Annotated in this window: 17 protein-coding genes, 1 tRNA gene and 1 pseudogene; 15 read left to right on the top strand and 4 right to left on the bottom strand. The window is 43.9% G+C overall.

The genetic code is table 11. The annotated features are described in order from the left end of the window. Window positions 1–74 precede the first annotated feature (74 nt). The 7 genes from essA (at window position 75) to B9Z54_RS01810 (ending at window position 5,658) form a co-directional block, all read left to right on the top strand. Window positions 75–437: a type VII secretion protein EssA gene (essA, locus tag B9Z54_RS01835; protein WP_113926834.1), complete on the top strand. Its 363-nt coding sequence runs from the start codon at window positions 75–77 to the stop codon at window positions 435–437. A gap of 410 nt (window positions 438–847) precedes the next feature. Further along, window positions 848–1,198 carry a hypothetical protein gene (locus B9Z54_RS01830; protein ID WP_113926833.1) on the top strand — a complete coding sequence of 117 codons (351 nt, stop codon included), beginning with the start codon at window positions 848–850 and terminating at the stop codon, window positions 1,196–1,198. A 19-nt stretch (window positions 1,199–1,217) separates the two neighbouring features. Then, window positions 1,218–1,529, top strand: a complete 312-nt coding sequence (locus B9Z54_RS01825; RefSeq protein WP_113926832.1) for a DUF3784 domain-containing protein — start codon at window positions 1,218–1,220, stop codon at window positions 1,527–1,529. Between the two features lie 238 nt (window positions 1,530–1,767). Then, the gene (locus B9Z54_RS24585) at window positions 1,768–1,944 is read left to right on the top strand and encodes a hypothetical protein (RefSeq protein ID WP_162785049.1); all 177 of its coding nucleotides are present in this window, start codon (window positions 1,768–1,770) and stop codon (window positions 1,942–1,944) included. 128 nt (window positions 1,945–2,072) lie between these two features. Beyond that, the gene (locus B9Z54_RS01820) at window positions 2,073–2,456 is read left to right on the top strand and encodes a MerR family transcriptional regulator (protein WP_113926831.1); all 384 of its coding nucleotides are present in this window, start codon (window positions 2,073–2,075) and stop codon (window positions 2,454–2,456) included. Beyond that, window positions 2,456–3,979 carry a class I adenylate-forming enzyme family protein gene (locus B9Z54_RS01815; RefSeq protein ID WP_113926830.1) on the top strand — a complete coding sequence of 508 codons (1,524 nt, stop codon included), beginning with the start codon at window positions 2,456–2,458 and terminating at the stop codon, window positions 3,977–3,979. Before B9Z54_RS01820 ends, B9Z54_RS01815 begins: the two co-directional genes overlap by 1 nt. Beyond that, entirely contained in the window at window positions 3,976–5,658 is a 1,683-nt protein-coding gene (locus B9Z54_RS01810) for an acyl-CoA dehydrogenase family protein (protein ID WP_113926829.1), read from the top strand. The genes B9Z54_RS01815 and B9Z54_RS01810 overlap by 4 nt, the downstream gene beginning before the upstream one ends. A 37-nt stretch (window positions 5,659–5,695) precedes the next feature. Here the strand turns inward: B9Z54_RS01810 and B9Z54_RS01805 are convergent, their stop codons facing one another. Further along, window positions 5,696–6,898, bottom strand: a complete 1,203-nt coding sequence (locus B9Z54_RS01805; RefSeq protein WP_113926828.1) for an MFS transporter — start codon at window positions 6,896–6,898, stop codon at window positions 5,696–5,698. A 96-nt stretch (window positions 6,899–6,994) separates the two neighbouring features. Here B9Z54_RS01805 and B9Z54_RS01800 point away from each other — a divergent pair, with 96 nt between their 5' ends. Together B9Z54_RS01800 and B9Z54_RS01795 are read left to right on the top strand one after the other, a co-directional pair. Next, window positions 6,995–7,288, top strand: coding sequence for a hypothetical protein (locus B9Z54_RS01800; protein ID WP_113926827.1), 294 nt, complete (start codon window positions 6,995–6,997; stop codon window positions 7,286–7,288). 606 nt (window positions 7,289–7,894) lie between these two features. Further along, window positions 7,895–8,287: a hypothetical protein gene (locus B9Z54_RS01795; RefSeq protein WP_113926826.1), complete on the top strand. Its 393-nt coding sequence runs from the start codon at window positions 7,895–7,897 to the stop codon at window positions 8,285–8,287. A 29-nt stretch (window positions 8,288–8,316) separates the two neighbouring features. On the opposite strand, the gene B9Z54_RS01790 is transcribed toward B9Z54_RS01795, so the two are convergent. Next, window positions 8,317–8,390 (bottom strand) — tRNA-Arg (locus B9Z54_RS01790). 158 nt (window positions 8,391–8,548) lie between these two features. Between B9Z54_RS01790 and B9Z54_RS01785 the strand changes: the two genes are divergently transcribed. After that, window positions 8,549–9,559 (top strand): permease, encoded by a 1,011-nt coding sequence (locus B9Z54_RS01785; RefSeq protein ID WP_113926825.1) that lies wholly within the window; start codon window positions 8,549–8,551, stop codon window positions 9,557–9,559. A gap of 15 nt (window positions 9,560–9,574) precedes the next feature. Further along, the gene (locus tag B9Z54_RS01780; RefSeq protein ID WP_113926824.1) at window positions 9,575–10,477 is read left to right on the top strand and encodes a TIGR03943 family putative permease subunit; all 903 of its coding nucleotides are present in this window, start codon (window positions 9,575–9,577) and stop codon (window positions 10,475–10,477) included. A 597-nt stretch (window positions 10,478–11,074) separates the two neighbouring features. Here the strand turns inward: B9Z54_RS01780 and B9Z54_RS01775 are convergent. Next, a complete protein-coding gene (locus B9Z54_RS01775) occupies window positions 11,075–12,088 on the bottom strand; it encodes a DUF3231 family protein (RefSeq protein WP_113926823.1) in 1,014 nt (337 codons plus the stop codon). 182 nt (window positions 12,089–12,270) lie between these two features. Here B9Z54_RS01775 and B9Z54_RS01770 point away from each other — a divergent pair, with 182 nt between their 5' ends. The 4 genes and pseudogenes from B9Z54_RS01770 (at window position 12,271) to B9Z54_RS01755 (ending at window position 16,426) form a co-directional block, all read left to right on the top strand. Then, window positions 12,271–12,609 carry a metal-sensitive transcriptional regulator gene (locus B9Z54_RS01770; RefSeq protein ID WP_113926822.1) on the top strand — a complete coding sequence of 113 codons (339 nt, stop codon included), beginning with the start codon at window positions 12,271–12,273 and terminating at the stop codon, window positions 12,607–12,609. Between the two features lie 14 nt (window positions 12,610–12,623). After that, window positions 12,624–12,830, top strand: coding sequence for a copper chaperone CopZ (gene copZ / locus B9Z54_RS01765; RefSeq protein WP_113926821.1), 207 nt, complete (start codon window positions 12,624–12,626; stop codon window positions 12,828–12,830). 74 nt (window positions 12,831–12,904) lie between these two features. Continuing rightward, window positions 12,905–15,326: pseudogene (locus tag B9Z54_RS01760) on the top strand (heavy metal translocating P-type ATPase). Between the two features lie 125 nt (window positions 15,327–15,451). Continuing rightward, complete coding sequence (locus B9Z54_RS01755) at window positions 15,452–16,426, top strand: nuclease-related domain-containing protein (RefSeq protein WP_113926820.1); 975 nt, start codon at window positions 15,452–15,454, stop codon at window positions 16,424–16,426. Between the two features lie 390 nt (window positions 16,427–16,816). Here B9Z54_RS01755 and pepF read toward each other — a convergent pair whose 3' ends face one another. Beyond that, complete coding sequence (gene pepF, locus B9Z54_RS01740; RefSeq protein WP_113926817.1) at window positions 16,817–18,628, bottom strand: oligoendopeptidase F; 1,812 nt, start codon at window positions 18,626–18,628, stop codon at window positions 16,817–16,819. Between the last annotated feature and the right edge of the window lie 2 nt (window positions 18,629–18,630).

Genomic DNA, 18,630 nt, shown 5'->3' with positions numbered 1-18,630 from the left:
GGAATTTCAGCAGCCCCGCTATCAGCCAATACGGGGATCGATGATTTGGTCCCCAACGACTATAAAGAAAATAAATTCAAAAAAATAATGATTTGATACATGATCAGTCTTTGAAGAATCAAAAGATAGAGATTCCAGAAGAACAGAAGAAGCTGCAATTTGAAGGTGCACCAAGTAATGCATTAGGGGAATTGAAGCAGAATATATTTCAAGGGGAAGAAAAAGGAACGAATACCATTAAAGCCAAAGCTGAAGGTTTAAAGTTGTTCAGCCAGTCGGATAGAGCGGTTAAGCTTGGCGCCATGGAAGAGGCTGAACAAGCTTCTTCTTCCCTCTCCATTCTGATTGCTGTATTCGCCGGGGTGTGTATACTCCTTCTCATATTGGTAATCGTCATTTGGAATAGAACCGATCAAGGAAAGCAAGTTAGGAAATGATACACTTAGAAAGGATTCCGTAAAAACGGAATCCTTTTTTTAATGGGTCTTTTTGTAAACTTTGCAGCTAAGAAAAAAGGAATTTTGAAAAAGAACACCATAATTCACTGAAGCAACCTGGTAAGAAAGAGAGAGAGAGAGGCTCTTCTCTTCGTATCCCATTTGAGCAGAAACACCATAGTATCCAAGAAAAACGGCTCTTGGGAGTTTTACGAAATCAGCATTCTATATAAAAAGCCCTTTCAAAATGATTCCAGCAAGGCATAGAGGCAGGATTAGTTTTGAAAAACTCCGGAAAATATTAGGTGATTATGGCGTAGGAATTTTGTTCTCTAGGACTCAACTTTTAACTTACTATTTGGTTAAATATGTTAAAATTAATCAAAACCTAAAAGAATAGAGGAGCAGGAATGGATATTGTCTGGGGAATTGGACTTATAGTAATCCTGGTGTCTGGTGCTGTATCGGTAAGAAAAGAATACTTGAAATCCTCAGAGGAAGAGAAAGCACAAGTCAAAGGGGAGTTAAGGAAACCTCTCGTACTCCTTCCAATGATTCTTATTACCATTGGATTACTGCTTCTTTATGTTTCGCTGGCTTTTCCTTCAGCATGGCTGCTGGCATATGCCTTGCTTGGCATGGGGATGGTAATCGTAGGAGCAGAACTGTCCAAGCAAAATTCAAAAGGGATGATCCTGGTGGTAATTGGTGCCTCCACTGTCCTAATGACAGGTTTCCTTGCTACAAAATCATTCTGGTAAATGAGGGAGGAGACTGACCATGATTGTTACATTCATTATCATTGCGTTATTTATAGTGCTCGGACTATTCCTTCTGAATGGAAAAGGAGCTTTTTTAATCGCAGGATATAATACAATGCCCAAAGAGGAAAAAGAACAGTATGATGAACAGGCACTATGCAGATTCATGGGGAAGATGATGTTTGCATTGTCATTTTGTATGCTGTTTTGGCCAGTCAGCGAGCTGCTTGATGCTCAATGGCTTTTCGCACTCGGGCTTGGGTTGTTTCTCGCGGTTGTACTGTATATCGTGGTTTATGTAAATACCGGGGATCGGTTTAGAAAGAGATAAACATCCAGAGGAGCGGCTGAATATAAGCCGCTCCTCTTTTCATAGTAATGTCCATGTACCATTAGTTGGCCTTTTTAACGGCGATCTTTCCCAAAGTTTCTGAATTTCAACAGTTGGATCGGGCAGGTACCATTGAGGCCAGTCCTGATTTAGTATTTGATCATCAGGTTTCAATTCTTTTTGAATTGGATTATGAACCGGTATAATGAAGACAAGTACTTATGAAAGGAAGATGAAAATGTCTGAGTTCTTAAACCTGGTTTTTGGGTATGTTATATTGGCGATTCCAGCTTTGATCATCGTACTGTTATTCATGAGAAAGTCTAAAAAGGACCTGAAGAATTTTGATGAAAGCCAATATCATATTCTTGATCATGATAGAGATAAAAATAAAGATACAGATAAAGAAAAATAAAGTGTCCAAAAATGAATCCACCTCAGGCGATTAGCCCCTTGGTGGATTTTTTTTGAAAATAAGTTGAAGTTAACGTTAACGTCAATGGTAAAATACAATTATCAAAAAAATCAGACACAGGAGACCCCATGAACTATTCTATTTCTGACCTAGCAGAAGAATTTAACCTCACCACCAGGACGATCAGATACTATGAAGAATTGGACCTTTTGCAGCCTTCACGAAATAATGGCGGCAGGAGGGTATATTCGAGAAAAGAATATGCCCGCCTGAAGCTGATTCTGCGCGGAAAGCGATTCGGCTTTTCATTAGATGAAATCAAAGAAATGATTCATCTGTTTGACCGTGACCGCAGCGGCAGGGCTCAGCTGGAAAGGACGATTCAGTATGGCAATCAAAGAATTGAGGAGGTGAACGGACGGATCAGGGAACTGGAGAATATGAAGCACGATTTAGAGGAACTGCGTGATGATTTTGTCAAAAGACTTGAACAATTGGGGAGCGATGAGTGATGAATATATCAAATTTGCTGGAGAGAAATGCCCGTAAGTACCCGTTTCAAGAAGCCGTCATCTCAGGTGAACACCGTGTGAATTATTTTGAGCTGGATCAGCAAGTGAACAAGTTTGCCTCTGCTTTAAGGCTGCAAGGGATAACCGCTGGAGATAAAGTTGTCCTTTTCATGCCGAATACCCTTGAATTTGTTATTTCTTATTTTTCCGTACTTCGGCTGGGAGCGGTCATTGTCCCGATAAATGCCAAGCTGACGGGTGAAGAAGTGCGCTATATCCTGGAACACAGTGATGCGGCGGCATTCATAGTCCATGAACTTCTGTTTGATGCCGTTTCCGAAGTGCAGGGTGATAACCTTCTGTTGATTAAAACTGGCGATGGAGAAGATTCATGGAAGAGCTTCTCGCAATTGCTTCAAGAAGGAGAGACAGGATCAATCGCCTGCACCCTCACTGAGGATGACGAGGCCACAATCTTATATACATCAGGAACGACTGGAAAGCCAAAGGGTGTCCTGTTTACTTACCGCAATATATTGAGTGCCGCGACTATGATGTGCGTGGAAATGGAAATGAAACCGGAGAGCCGGATTCTCCATATGATGCCTTTGAGCCATTCAGCTCCTCTTCACTTATTTCTGGTGGCGGGAACTTATGTGGGAGCGGCCCATGTGCTGTCACCGACTTTTACTCCGGAAGCCCTCCTGAAATTAGTGGAAGGTGAAAAGGTGACTCACTTCTTCGGCGCACCTGTTGCATATCTTTTTACAGCTATAATGCCAACGATCGAATCATTTGATCTTTCCTCTATGAAATTCTGGGTGTATGGCGGGGCACCGCTCTCAAAGCCAGAAGTGGCGCTTATCAAAGAGAAATTCAATACAGACCGGTTATGCTGTGTCTATGGACTGACAGAAGCAGGACCTTCCGGAACGCTGCTGCTTCCTGCTGAGCATGGAGGAAATGAAGGCAGTATCGGGAAAAGAGGTGCTTTAGGGACAGAAATCATGATTGCCGATGACGCAGGAAACGAACTTCCTCCAGGTGAAGTGGGAGAAATACTGCTCTATGGAGAAGGAAATATGAAAGGTTACTATAAAGACTCTGAAAAAACCAATGAAGCCTATCACAATGAATGGTTACGGACAGGTGACCTGGCCAGGAGGGATGAAGAAGGATACGTCTGGATTGTCGACCGGAAGAAGGATTTAATCATCTCCGGAGGGGTCAACATTTATCCTAAAGAGGTGGAAGAAGCCTTGATGGCTCATCCATCGATATCAGAGGCTGCGGTCATCGGTGTCCCTCATCCAGAATGGGGGGAAACTGTGAAAGCTGTTGTTGTTTCATCGGAAAAAATGGAAGATGTAAAAGAAACCTGCCAGACTTTTTTATCCGGGAAGCTCGCAGGCTATAAAATTCCGAAACTATATGAGGTAGTAACAGAACTTCCCCGCAATGCGACAGGCAAAATTCTGAAACAGGTCCTTAGAGATGAAAATAAGCGTGGTGTTGCACAATGAAGACTATCGAAAACTTTTACAAAGAGGATCCCCATTTTATAAGTGTCCTGAAGCGATACCTCGATAAAGAAATGGGAGAATGGGCGGATAGGGAGCTGACAGAGTTTGGCAGGATGTGTGCAGGCGAGATCGATGAACGTGCCGTACACACAGACCGGGAAGGCCAGCCGAGGCTCATTAAATATGACAGGATGGGCGAGGATATCTCGGAGGTCTGGGTCAATGAAGGCTATAAAAAAACGGTAAAAGATACGTATAACAAAGGGATTGTGGGCTATATCCATAAACAGATCCCGGAGCTCGGCCGAAAAGGCAATTATGTTTATTCCTATGCGCAAGGGTATCTGCTTTCACAGTCCGAACCGGGCTTCTATTGTCCTGTCACCCTGACGATGGCAACAGCCTATCTCCTGGAACACTATGCGAGTGATGAAATCAAAGAGCGTTTTCTTCCTCACGTGCTTTCTACCGGAGAAACAGAGTTATATGAAGGAGCGACCTTCCTGACTGAGCGGCAGGGAGGATCGGATGTAGGCGCGAACGAAACAACAGCAGTCCAAAGGGGTGATAGCTACTACCTTTCCGGAGAGAAATATTTTGCCTCCAACTCGGGAATGTGCGGAGTAGCGATGGTATTGGCCAGGATGGAAGGCGCACAGCCTGGGACAAAGGGGTTAAGCCTGTTTGCCGTGCCATGGAGAAAGGAAAGCAGAAAACTGAACGGTATCAAAATTAGAAGATTGAAAGACAAATTGGGTGTCCGGGCTGTTCCTTCCGCTGAGGTCGAGTTTGAAGAAGCAGAGGGCTACCTGGTCGGGGAGCCTTCTAAAGGTATCCACTATATGATGGAGGCGCTCAACCTCTCCAGGGTCTGCAATGCGATCGCTTCGATAGGTATCATGAGGCGTGCGTATATGGAAGCGAGAAACTATGCTTTCCATAGAGAGGCATTCGGAAAGAAACTCGCAGAATATCCGATGATCAAGGAAACCTTGACGCATTTGGCAGTGAAGCAGGAAATTGAAACAAGTGCTGTATTTTCTCTTATCGACCTCTTTGAGAAAGTCATGTCGCATGAACACCCTGTTTCGGAAAAAGAGATGGTTCTGAACAGGCTGCTCATTGCTCTTTTGAAAAAAGAAACAGCCGAACAGGCCATCCACTTTTCTCACGAGGCAATTGAAATGCATGGGGGAAACGGTTTTATCGAAGACTTCGTTCTTCCCCGTCTCCTGCGGGATGCGCAAGTTTTGACCGTTTGGGAGGGAACAGCGAATATCCTCGGGCTTGAAATTCTCCGGTTAATGAACAGGCATAATGCCCATGAATTGTTTATAGAAGAAATGATGGATAATCTGAAGGGCCTGCCCGCTTCTTTGGATGGATTAAAAGGTATTGTAGTACAAGGCTTGAGTGAGCTATCGGAACTGACAGAGTATGTAGCCGGCGCGGACCAAGATGTGCAGACCTATCATGCAAAAAAAATCGGTACTCTTATGACAAGAATTTATGAAAGCTGGATTAGTTTAGAAGAAGCAGCGGCCGGCGGTGAGCGGGAGCAGGCGAAAGCGGAGATCTATATCGAAAAAACTTGGTGCAATCACCTGCTGGATAAAGAAATGAAGCCGGTGTCATACTTTGACCTAATATGCAGCCCGCAGTTCACTCCTGTAAAATAAGCAAAAACCACACTGGGTTTCAGTGTGGTTTTTGCTGTCAGCCTGCCTTCTCAGCCAGAACTGTTTCTTTTAACTGGCGGTACTTGGAGTAAAAGAGTGCCGTGGCTGCAAGAGAAAGGATGCCAAACATGAGCGTCATATACTGCAAGCCCATAATATCCAGGAACAACCCTGTCATCAGGAGGACCACCTGGAAAATCAATCTGTCCAGCATATTCCGGAATGAAAAGAATCTTCCATGAAAGTCTTTCGGAATCCGTGTTTGGAAAATGGTAGCGGCTGTGGGAAAGAAGCAGCCGACTGCAAATCCAAAAATCGCAAAAGCGATCACGGAAATCACGGGCTGGTCAGCGAAAAACAGCAGCATTTGCGCAGCACCGATCACGAATGAAAACAGGAACAATATCGAGTAAGGGGAACGTTTGCCGCTGATCTGTTTTACAAAGAATGCGCCAAGCATGAAGGCAATCCCTTCGGCCGTATAAATCCAGCCCTTAATGGCAGAACTGTTCTGTAGCTCACTGATATTGATGACCATTAGATTGAAACCGCCGATAAATAACAGGGGAATGAGTGTCATAATTAAAGTCATCATGACAATCGGAAGTCCCTTGATGATTGGAAACACTTCCTTGAAGCTGCCTGCTTTGGCTTTCCCTTTCTGTATGACGCCCGCATGCGGTTCCTCCAGCTTTAAGAAAAATGTTAGGAAGAAGAGAAGCAAATAAGCAACCATGGAAAGGAAGTACAGCATAGACAAAGACATAATGACAAGGAAGATTCCTGCGAGAGCTGTTCCCAATATTCTTGACAGGGTAGCGACATTCATATGGATTCCATTGAGCTGAAGCAGATCCTTTTCCTTTACCACCATAGGGATGGCTGCCTGTAAGGCTGGAAAATAGAAAGCAGCTGAAACCTGGATGAAAATCATGAAAACAACCATCCATAGAACAGATCCGGTATAGATGGCGGCAAACATGAACAGCACGCTGACTGCGCGTCCGAAACCGGAGAAAAGCATGACTTTCTTTTTATCCACCTGATCCGTAATCCTGCCAGCAAGCGGACCAAGAAGCAGCCCGGCCAGCAAACCGATGGCCAAGATGACGGCTTTCAAAAAGTCGGAGGGCACCTTGTCCTGCATAAATTCAAGATTTCCAATGATTCCGAGCCACAGTCCCAAGCCGGCAACAAACTCGCCCATTAAAATAATCCAGACATTTTTATTTTTCCACATAATAGAACCTCACACAGTGTGTAGTATATTTCGTTTCTCTAAATATACTACAGCTGAAGGGTCATAGGTATCTTTTTCTTTTGGAAATTCACTCATATGAAAAAGAAATGGACGTATGGCAGAATCGGCGAATTAAAGGGAAGACTGGCAGGAATCCATAAAGAAATGTCGAAATGTCATAATATGGAGGTGGTGAGATGGAGCAGGTTAAGAAAAAATGGATTTGCTCTAAGTGCAGGAAGGATATTTGGGATGAAGTCGAGTTTATTGACAACGGGGGCATCTGTGACGACTGTTACAGTATTCCGGTCAAGAAGAGAATCGGACGAGTTAGAAGATAAAACCTTAGACACGGAAGGAAAATGGCAGTGGTTTTTCAAAAACACATAAGAGAAAAATGAGTGTGACAATCCCGGAAACCTGGATGTCATGCTTTTTTTTATGGCTTTTTCTAAAGGGCAGTTTCTTATTTTTTCCTCAACCTCTACATAGGGGGTTGGAGCGGAATGCGCATCTGCTGCGGGACTAGCCGGCTATCCAGCTAAAGCAAGCCCTCAAATTCAAACGCCAAAAGAGCAATATAGGGGAAAGTTTGTCTGCCCGGATTAAACGGAGATCTACCACTTTTTAAACTGGCAAATCCAACTCACTGTGTTTGTTGTGTTTCCTTTATCTCATGCGGAGTCAATCCAGTCGGTACGCCGCTGAGCGGGGCCTTTTCACTTTAAATAGATAAGTCATCATCGAATCACTTAAGCTCTTAGTAATTCCTTTCTGCGATAGCCTTAAAATCTGTACGTCGCTGAACGGCCGCTTCTGCTTCTTATGAAGCCGAGGAGGCCGGGCGCCCGCCCAGCGCCTGGAGCGGAAATCCATTCCTTTTAACCAGCCACAACCTTTGCGAAAACAGCCTTTTAATAAGAAATAGGGCTTATGTCATCTCTATAATCATTTCGTTAATCCGATAAAAAAGGTAAGACAATGAGGAGGTCCACAATGAAACTAAGAGAACTCGCCTTAAAGATTAACGAGGAAAGTGATAAGTTGGACTTAGTCAGTACCAGGAAGTATATCGAGAGCAACCTCGATCTCTTACATGAGAATAAGCAGCTTTTGAATAGAAACTCACGAGATTTGCTGGATTATTTGATAGATAGAAAGAATAATGGAGAAATGCCTCTCACCCGAACAGAAATGGCCACCATTCACGCCATCAATACCTATGCTCTCAAGTTTGATGTTCAAGGATTGAAGATGACAGTGAAGAATAAAAAAGAATTGCTTCTCAAGACAGAAACCCTGGAATTTTTAAATAATGATGCCAAAATCCTTCTTGAAGGAATGGGAGCGATTGAGAAGGAACAAAAGAAAAGAGCGGAGAATCCTTGAAGTAAGGAATCTCCGCTCTTTTACATTAACGTCCCAGGCAAGAGTCGAACTTGCGACCTACAGCTTAGGAGGCTGTTGCTCTATCCTGCTGAGCTACTGGGACACAGGAATTCATTATAAGGGATTTTATTAGAAAGGTCAATTAGTGTGCTTCATTTTGAAAGTAAGTGATTAGAGAAAAATTGAAATTATCATAGATTTTGAGGACAAGCATAGTATATAATATAAAGCGAAATCATTACGATTGTAAGGAGATTTTACATGAATACTATGCGGACATGGAGCCAGGAACTCCTTGGTATCTTGCTTTTTATTCTTTTTATTGTACTGTTTTTGGCGGGAGACAGACTTACACCGTTCTTACCAGATGTGATGTTGAACTCCAGTTTTACAAATATGGTGACCATTTTCTTAAGTATCCTGCTTGAGGCTGTACCGTTCATCTTGATCGGAGTCTTTGCTTCAGCAATCATCCAGGTGTTTGTTTCAGAAAATATGCTGCAAAAACTTGTCCCAAAGAGGTTCCCATATCTTGCCCTCTTTCCGGCGGTCTTTGTAGGGGCGTTGCTGCCGATCTGTGAATGTGCGATTGTTCCAGTCGCCAGGCGGTTGATTAAAAAAGGAGTTCCGGCACACTTGGCGATGGTAATCATGGTGACCGCCCCCATTCTAAATCCTATAGTACTTGCTTCTACATACTATGCGTTTCAGAATAACCTCACGATTGTGTTCGGGCGTATGGGGATTGCTGCTGTCGCGGCCCTGCTGATAGGAGCTCTGCTTTATAAGCTTTTTGGAAAAAGAGATCCTCTGCGTGTTGAGAAAAAAGAAGGACATGATCACCATCATCACGAACATCAACAGGGATCCAATAAAATCTTGGAAACGATTGTCCATGCGAGTGATGAATTTTTCGATATGGGAAAATATTTGATTATCGGTGCCCTCATAGCGGCAGGATTTCAGACCTTCCTGGATAGGGAGATATTAAATGCCGTTGGTTCGAATGATATTTTCGGACCTGCAGTCATGATGATATTTGCTTACGTTGTATCGCTTTGTTCAGAAGCGGATGCATTCGTCGCCTCTTCATTCGGAAGTATCTTTACTTCAGGTTCTCTCTTGGCATTCCTGGTATACGGCCCAATGATCGATTTTAAAAATACCTTATTGATGCTGGCTTATTTCAAAAAACGTTTCGTGCTCTTATTTATTGGAGTCGTGACGGTTGTTGTTTATGTCTGCACATTGCTGTTTCAAACTTTATTTTAAATGGAGGTGTTTTGAATGAGAACGGTCCAATTTCACACATATCTGCGGGGCATCATCTTAATCGGATATGCCCTGCTGATCCTGAAGCTGTTCCTGACATTTGATATGGTGAACTTTGTAGCCGAGAAGATGCACGGGTATATGTATTTCGCTTTAGGTGTGTTCATTTTCCTCGGGGCTATCCAAATAATCAGGGGTACGTCTTCGGCAAGCCAGACCAGCAGCTGTGGGTGTGACGCACACGAGCTGCCAAGAGGTTTTTTCAAAACTACCTTGATCTACAGTCTGTTCATCGTTCCGGTAATTTTAGGATTCATGCTTCCGGATAATCTGCTGGACAGCACGATTGCCTCCAAAAGAGGGGTGAACCTTGGCAGCGGGGTGTATACTGCTCCTCCTTCTACTGGAGAAAAGGCTGTAACGGAAGAGGAAGGAGATTCTTCTGACACTGAAGCGCCGCCGGCTGTATCACAACTCGGTAACTATGAGGAATTTCCAGTGGAGAAGGATTTTGAAAAGTTGAAGGCAATTGTCCAAGAGAAAGATAAAATCTTCGTTAGGGACGAACAATTCATTCAAACATTGAGCATCATTGATGAAAACATTGATGCTTATATCGGAAAGGAAATCCAGCTGACAGGGTTTATTTATAAAGACGAAAGCTTTGTAGAGGATCAAGCAGTCATTTCCCGCTTCACGGTCACCTGCTGTGTAGCTGATGCAGGTGTTTATGGACTGCTGACAGAGGATGAGGAGCTGGCTTCCCTTGAGCCGGACACGTGGATAAACGTCAGCGGGATTGTAGATAAGGTGGATTTCAACGGTTACATGATGCCCGTGCTGACAAACCCTGTTTATGAAGTGGTGGAGGCTCCTGAAAATCCTTATGTAGAAGAGTTTTTTATAAAAGTTGAATAATGGGTGGACACAAAGCATCGGCAGACCTGTGAGGCTGCCGATGTTTTTATTGAATGGCTTGAAAGCCCCTGGTTATGGTCTGGGGTTCAAAGTTTTAAGCGTGGTATAAAAAAACTTGCAGGTTTCCCTATCACAGCATGCCATTCTAGCTGGAGGTATACTCTTTGAAGGAAATCGTACAATCCTGGCTTGAAATAAGCGGAATTTTCCGGTTAAGATGCCCAATAGAAATTGATTTGGGGTAAATAAGCGGAATTTCTCCGCTTATGGGCAGTTTAATGAACCATTTTCACATCTTTTAAGCAAATAAGGGAAATTTCTCCGCTTAAATTTGCTATTTTTGGTGCTATTTCATAAATAAGCGGAATTTCTCCCCTTATTTTCATTAAATTGCTAGAGACCTATAGACCGATCCCAGTAAAAGTGGCATCCAGCCGCAGAGCAAATCATCAAATCACAATGGTGGTTTTGATTGATGCGTCTATTCGCATCATTACTGAGCGGCTTATTAATTATAATGGTACGTTTCCATAGTAATCGCCGTGACCCCGAATATGAAATCAGATACAATTCCGCATTATAATTCTTTCCCCGGACCTATCCCTCAACAAGCTTCTTACGGTCCGGAGATTGAGGCGGCTCCTCCAGCCAGCCGTATTTTATCATAATATCGGCGCCGCTTTTTCCAAGCCGTCCTGACTCCACTGCCATCCGGAGGTAGTTAGAAGCTACATCAAGCCTCATGCTTGCAGAAGCGGCAATGCCGTAATTGCCTATCCCGGCGCTCATGACCAGGGAGACAATGAACATCATCAATTTTTCAGAGAAAACAGAAGAGGTAGAATCCTGTACATTGGTATCCCATGACATAGGTGCCTGCATGTCACTGTCAACGAGGGTTTTGCCGAGAATCTTAATATGCTTCTGGGCAATCTGCTGGGCCCTCACCATGAAATCCTTCACTTCTGGTGTTTCCGCCATTTGAGCAAAACTCGTTGTCAGCATGTTTCCCAGCAAATTGGTTTCTGTATTCATAAATAAGTGTGAAATTTCAATCGCATTCAACGGCCGTTTTTCGGTGAATGGATTTAAGCTGCCGCTGAAGTAATCCTTCTCTTCCACAAATCCGATTCCTTTTGGATAAGGAATATAGGGCGGTCTCACCAACACTCCTTTTTTCAAAGCAGTTGCAGTTGTTTTTTGATACAAGTCACTAGTGAAGCTTAAACAGCCTTGGTAAAAGTTCATGATATCTTCCCGGACGGCCAGAGACATGGCGCCGCTGTAGGTTATCATCCCGACTTTCGCCATCTGCCTCATAAACATCAAAAAAAAGATGTCTTCATACATTCTTGGGGCGTCAGGATTAACATCATTCTCTAAAGAGAAGCCTGCAGGTATTGGAATCTGCTCTTTTACATAAAGATCTTGCAGAAAATCTACATGCTCACTAGATGCGTTTTGGGTAAGTAGAAGAAGCTCCTTGATTTCAGGATCTTCACACTTCGTTATGAAATATTCAGTCATACATAAGGAAGAAGTATCATTTTGAAACGTGGTCCATAAAGTTGCTAATTCCCCTGATGTAAGCTTTGTTGAATGGTCAGACATGGATATCGTCCTCCTGAACGCTTTGACATTTAGGGTTATTATTTGTCAGAAGGGTAATTACATGTACATATATAAGATATTTTGTGAAAGAATTACAGAAGATGGTGATAAGATGTGCCGAAATCCATGTACTTTACATACTATAGGGGGGTATAGTAATATGACGACAAGGAGGTGACGCAATGGCATCGAACCCTGAAGAAATGATTGAAATCGATTCATGTTGCTCATCAGATGAAGAAAGAAAAAGTCACCATTCAGATAAAGTGAAAAGCAATCTGGTTACCAGGTTGAACCGCATTGAAGGGCAAATCCGCGGTATAAAAAGATTGATTGAAAATGACACGTACTGCGATGATGTCATTACCCAGATATCAGCCATACAATCTGCGATGAACAGCGTTGCGAAACTTCTTCTAGAAGGACATATGAAAACATGTGTGCTGGAAAGAATCCAGGAAGGCGACACAGAAGTCCTGGATGAAGTGTTAATCACTATACAAAAACTAATGAAGAAATAAAGGAGATGTGAAGAATGGAACAAATCACTCTGAATGTAAGCGGAATGTCATGCGGCCACTGTGTTAAAGCGGTTGAAGGCAACGTCGGTGAATTGAAAGGGGTCCAGTCTGTACAAGTAAATCTGGACTCAGGAAAAGTGGATGTTACTTATAACTCCGATGAAGTGAGCTTGGATACAATTAAAGAGACCATCGATGATCAAGGATATGATGTTCAATAAAAGATGAACGTGCCATCAAGGCGCGTTTCTTTTGGAAAATAATATACCCCATATGGGTATGAGGGGGTAATAACATGAGCAATAACACAAAGGAAATCAATTATAATGTGACTGGAATGACCTGTGCTGCCTGTGCCTCCAGAATTGAAAAGGGATTGAATAAGATGGAGGGCGTCGAGGAAGCAGCGGTTAATTTTGCTTTAGAACGTGCTTCTGTAAAATACAATCCTTTCTCAACTGCTCCGGCTGACCTGCAAAGGAAGATAGAGGACCTTGGGTATGATGTTATTACAGAAAAAGTTGAGTTTGACATTACCGGAATGACCTGCGCTGCCTGTTCTGCACGAATTGAAAAGGGGCTGAATAAAACAGCAGGTGTCTCTAATGCAAATGTAAACCTGGCACTGGAAAAAGCAACGGTTGAATATAATCCGACTCTCCTGTCACCTGACGACCTGGTGAAAAGAGTTGAAAAGCTGGGGTATGGTGCGAGAGAAGCAGCTGATGAAAACCCTGAAGGAAAAGCAGATTATAGGGAGAAAGAAATCCAGAAGCAGCAGCGGAAATTCATTCTTTCCTTAATTCTCTCCCTGCCGCTTCTCTGGGCAATGGTCAGCCATTTTGAATTCACCTCATTCATTTATCTCCCAGAGTTTCTGATGAATCCATGGGTTCAGTTCGCATTGGCAACCCCGGTGCAATTTTATGTCGGAAAGCAATTTTATGTTGGTGCTTATAAAGCATTGAAGAATAAAAGTGCGAATATGGATGTCCTGGTGGCATTAGGTACTTCCGCTGCTTATTTTTACAGTGTATATTTATCGCTTGAATCACTAGGAACGAATGAAGGAATGACAGAACTCTATTTTGAAACAAGTGCCATCTTAATCACATTGATCATTCTGGGCAAGCTGTTTGAAGCGCGGGCGAAAGGCAGGTCATCGGAAGCAATCAAAAAGCTGATGGGACTCCAGGCAAAGACCGCCACTGTCCTGCGAAATGGTGAAGAGACTGAAATTCCTCTGGAGGAAGTAGCAGCCGGGGAGATCGTACTTGTAAAGCCGGGTGAAAAGGTGCCTGTGGATGGAGAAGTATTGGAGGGCCGTTCCGCTCTCGATGAATCCATGCTTACGGGAGAAAGCGTGCCGGTCGACAAGACAGCCGGAGATGAGGTTATAGGCTCTACCATCAATAAAAATGGCTTTTTAAAAGTAAAAGCAACAAAAGTGGGAAGAGATACCGCACTCGCCCAGATCATCAAGGTTGTGGAAGAAGCTCAGGGCTCAAAGGCACCGATTCAAAGGATGGCCGACCGGATATCAGGTATATTTGTCCCAATAGTTGTGGGGCTGGCTGTCATAACATTTTTAGTCTGGTTCGTCTGGATTACGCCAGGCAACTTTGGTGAAAGTCTGGAGAAGTTGATTGCTGTACTGGTTATCGCTTGTCCATGTGCACTGGGGCTGGCAACACCAACCTCCATCATGGCAGGGTCCGGACGGTCAGCAGAGTTCGGTATTCTTTTTAAAGGCGGAGAACATCTGGAAACCACGCACACGATTACCACTGTAGTACTGGACAAAACAGGAACCGTCACGAACGGCAAACCTGTATTGACGGATGTGAAGGTGATCGATGGGGTAAATGAAACAGAATTCCTGGAACTGGCGGCAGCAGCCGAGCGTCCTTCCGAGCATCCTTTGGCCGTCTCGATCGTGGAGGGCATCAAAAAGAAGGGAATAGAAACTAATGCTAAGACTGACTTTGAAGCGATTCCCGGCTATGGTGTTTCAGCCCTGGTCAATGGACGCAAAGTGTTGATTGGAACAAAAAACTGATTGACCGTGAATCAGTTGCAGTGGGAGATGCGGTTCTTCAGGAAAAAATAGATTTAGAAAGCAGCGGAAAAACAGCCATGCTTGTCAGTATTGATGGTCAATATGCCGGTTTGATTGCCGTCGCTGATACAATCAAAGATACATCAAAAGCAGCCGTCGAACGATTGAAAAGCATGGGACTCGAGGTCATCATGATGACAGGGGATAACCGACGGACTGCAGAAGCCATAGCAAAAGAAGCGGGCGTCGAGAATGTCATTGCTGAAGTCCTGCCAGAAGGGAAAGCTGATGAAGTGAAAAAGCTTCAGGAAGAAGGCAAGATAGTCGCGATGGTCGGGGATGGAATCAACGATGCTCCCGCATTGGCGATTGCTGATATCGGGATGGCAATCGGAACAGGTACAGACGTCGCTATGGAAGCCGCTGATATTACCCTTATCCGTGGGGACCTGAACAGTATAGCGGATGCCATCTTCATGAGTAAAAAACGATAAGGAATATCAAACAAAATCTATTTTGGGCATTTGCCTATAATACTTTGGGCATTCCGATCGCAGCCATTGGACTTCTTGCCCCTTGGCTGGCCGGAGCGGCGATGGCCTTCAGTTCAGTATCTGTTGTCTTGAATGCGTTGAGGCTGCAGAGAGTGAAGTTGTAGGAATCTCATGTAAAATATGATCTATTTCCAAGGCACATGAGCATAGCTTGTGTGTCTTTTTTAGTAGAATTTTTGAAGGGAATTGCTGCTTTTAGTCGAATCTAGTTTTCAGAAGGAGTGATGGAATGATTATTAAGGAACGGACTGTACCTATAGAGCTTATGCAGTTAGAAGTTCTCAATGAAAGATTGGCAGAAACTCACATCGCGAAAGAACTTGTTAAAGCGGACCTTGGCCGGCAGATGGCTGGCTATAAAGGAGAAATTAACCTAAATTATCCGCTTAGTTTTTTATCATCAGAAGAATTTCTTATTCTTCATCATGTTCGCCTATTTGATGGCACCCACTATTTCCAGATAGACACCCTCATTATTACCGTCAAATTTATCCTTATAGTTGAGACTAAAAATATGACTGGAACTTTGTACTTTGATACAGAATTCAATCAGCTGATTAGAAGAAATGAAAATGGTGAAGTCGCCTTTTCGGACCCCTTACTGCAAGTCAAGCGTCACAAAGCTCAAATATCAAAGTGGATGTCCACCTTAACATCAACACATCTTCCAATTGAATCTCTTGTCGTCATCAGCAATCCCCGTACCATTATTCGATCGTCTTCCACTACAGTTCACCAAAAAGTTATCCACAATGGGCAGCTTCCATTCCAGATTGCAGCACTACAAGAAAAATATAAACGAAAGATCCTCCAAAAAGAAGAAGCTTTGAAGCTAGCTAATGAAATCGCCCGTAAACATTGTCCACTAGAAGTTGATATTCTAAAGAAATATGGAATTAAACCAAAAGAATTAATCAGGGGAGTAAAGTGTCTAACATGTGGTTGTTTCCCTTGCAAAAGAGCTTATGGTAAGTGGATTTGCAGAAATTGCGGTGCTGAATCAAAGGAAGCTCATATTGCAACTTTAAGGGAATATGCACTATTATTTGGGACTGAAGTTACGAATGGAGATATTCGAAACTTTTTAGAAATTGATTCCAGTTCAACGGTGAATAAATTGCTAGCAAAAATGAATTTGCCTTTCAAAGGTGAAAAGAGGTGGCGAGCTTACTCGTTGAAGGGGTTGAAGAAACCTAATTTATAGGAGTGGCTGATAGAACGGTCAAAGTAGTTGATAGAGCGGCGGAAGTGGCTGATAGAACGGTCAAAGTAGTTGATAGAGTGGCAAAACTGGTTGATAGAACCGCAAAACCAGTTGATAGCCCCTGGTTACTCCATTTCAAGCCCCATGTTTCCTGCACACAAGCTAAAACCCCCGGCCCAGCCGGGGGAAACTAACTATAAGGGTTGAAAAGGGAAGTGGCTGATAGAACGGTCAAAGTAGTTGATAGAGCGGCGGAAGTGGCTGATAGAACGGTCAAAGTAGTTGATAGAGTGGCAAAACTGGTTGATAGAACCGCAAAACCAGTTGATAGCCCCGGGTCACCCCAAATAAACCCCCAGGCCAAGGCCTGGGGGCAGCAAACTAACGAACTTATTCGTAGCTCTCTTCCAGTTCATCGATAAGCGAACCGACATAGGCGACGGCTTCGCGAATATTGTCCGGATCCGACATGTCGATGCCTGCTTTTTTGATGAGTTCGAGCGGCTCCAGTGTTCCGCCGGCTTTCAGGACGTCCAGCCAGCGGTCGACGGCAGGCTGGCCTTCGTCTATGATTTTTTTGGAAACAAGAGTGGATACGGTCAATCCTGCTGAATACGTGTATGGATACAATCCCATGTAGTAGTGAGGCTGGCGCATCCATGTCAGGCTTGCGCCTTCGTCAATTTCGACGGTCTCTCCCCAGAATTTTTTCAGAATGTCCGCTTTTTGTTCGGACAGGACGCTGGCTGTCAATGGTTCACCGTCTTCGGCCAGGTTGTAGACCCTCCGCTGTAATTCACCTTCCAAAAGGTGTGTCACGAAGTTATGGAAATAGGTGCCGAGCAGCTGTAAGACAACCCAGCGCTTGGTTCGTTTGTCGTTGTCTTTGGACAACAAGTGATGGCCCAGCAGCATTTCATTCATGGTAGATGGTGCTTCGATAAAGTAACGGGAAGGACGGGTGTTGGTCATCCTCTGATTTTTTCCAGACAAGTAGAAGTGGCCGGCATGCCCAAGTTCGTGGGCAAGAGTGAAGGTGCCCCTCATTGTATCAGGCCAAGTCATGAGTACATAGGGATGAGCTCCATATGGACTGGAACAGAAGGCGCCTGTCGATTTTCCGACATTGTCAGCATAGTCAATCCATCTTTCGGACAGGGCCTTGTCGATCATTTCGTTGTACTCGTCTCCCATGACTTTGAGTGCTTCTTTTACCGTTTCTGCCCCCTCTTCATAGCTTGTTTCGATTTGGAAATCAGGGTCAAGAGGCGCATGTAAGTCTGCGAATGTAAGCTTATCCAGGCCCAGTTCCCGCTTTTTCAATTGAGCATACCTTCTCATATGCGGGGCAAGCTCCTCCTGGATGATATCCAGCTGGTTATTGTACATTTCTTTTGTAACCTGCTGCGGTGCCAGAAGCATATCGGTCACGGAATCATATTTGCGGAGGCGAGCCGTGATGGTCTCCTGATTGACTTGCGTGGCATAGGCAGCCGCGAATGCATTTTTATATTGCTGAAGTGTTTTGACGAACGATGCATAGGCGTTTCTCCGCACAGTGGCAGAAGGGGAAGAACTGTATTTTCCTTCATAAAGGGCAAACGAAAGCGGGAATTCGTTTCCTTCGTTATCAGTGAAAGAATCAAACTGCATGTCGGAAAGTTTTCCGCGGTTATAGATATTGTAAGGAGCGGCGAATACGGATCCCAAGGCCGCTAATGTCTCTTCGGTTTCCTCTCCAAGTGTATGAGGCTTTTTATCCTGGAGGTCCTTTAGGTATTTCTTGAAGGACTGCAGCCCGGTTTCTTCTTCAATAAATGAAGTCAATGCTTCTCTTGGAAGCGAGATGATTTCTGTTTCCACAAAAGCGGTTGATGCATTGATGCGCGAACCGGCTTCTTCTACTCTGGCCGCGTCTTTTTGGCTTGTTGTGTCGGTGTGGTCCACTGTTTGTTTCAGAGAGGCATAAGCGGCGACAAGGTTAAAGCGCTTAAGAAGTTCCTCTTTAGCTTCAAGGGTATGCAAAAGGATGTCACTGCCCTCCTTAAGACGGCCTTTGTACTTAGTTACATCTCCTACATCATCTTGGACTGCCTTCAATTCTTTTTCCCAGTCTTCCCGTCTCTGAAAGATATCGGTTAAATCCCATGTTTGTTCCTCAGGCACTTCTTTACGATTGATACGGTTAGTTTGTGTTCCCATGA

Source organism: Bacillus sp. P14.5 (assembly GCF_003316765.1).
Taxonomy (GTDB): domain Bacteria; phylum Bacillota; class Bacilli; order Bacillales; family Bacillaceae_B; genus Rossellomorea.
Note: the sequence above shows the minus strand (reverse complement) of the source record. Positions and strands in the feature narration are given on the sequence as shown.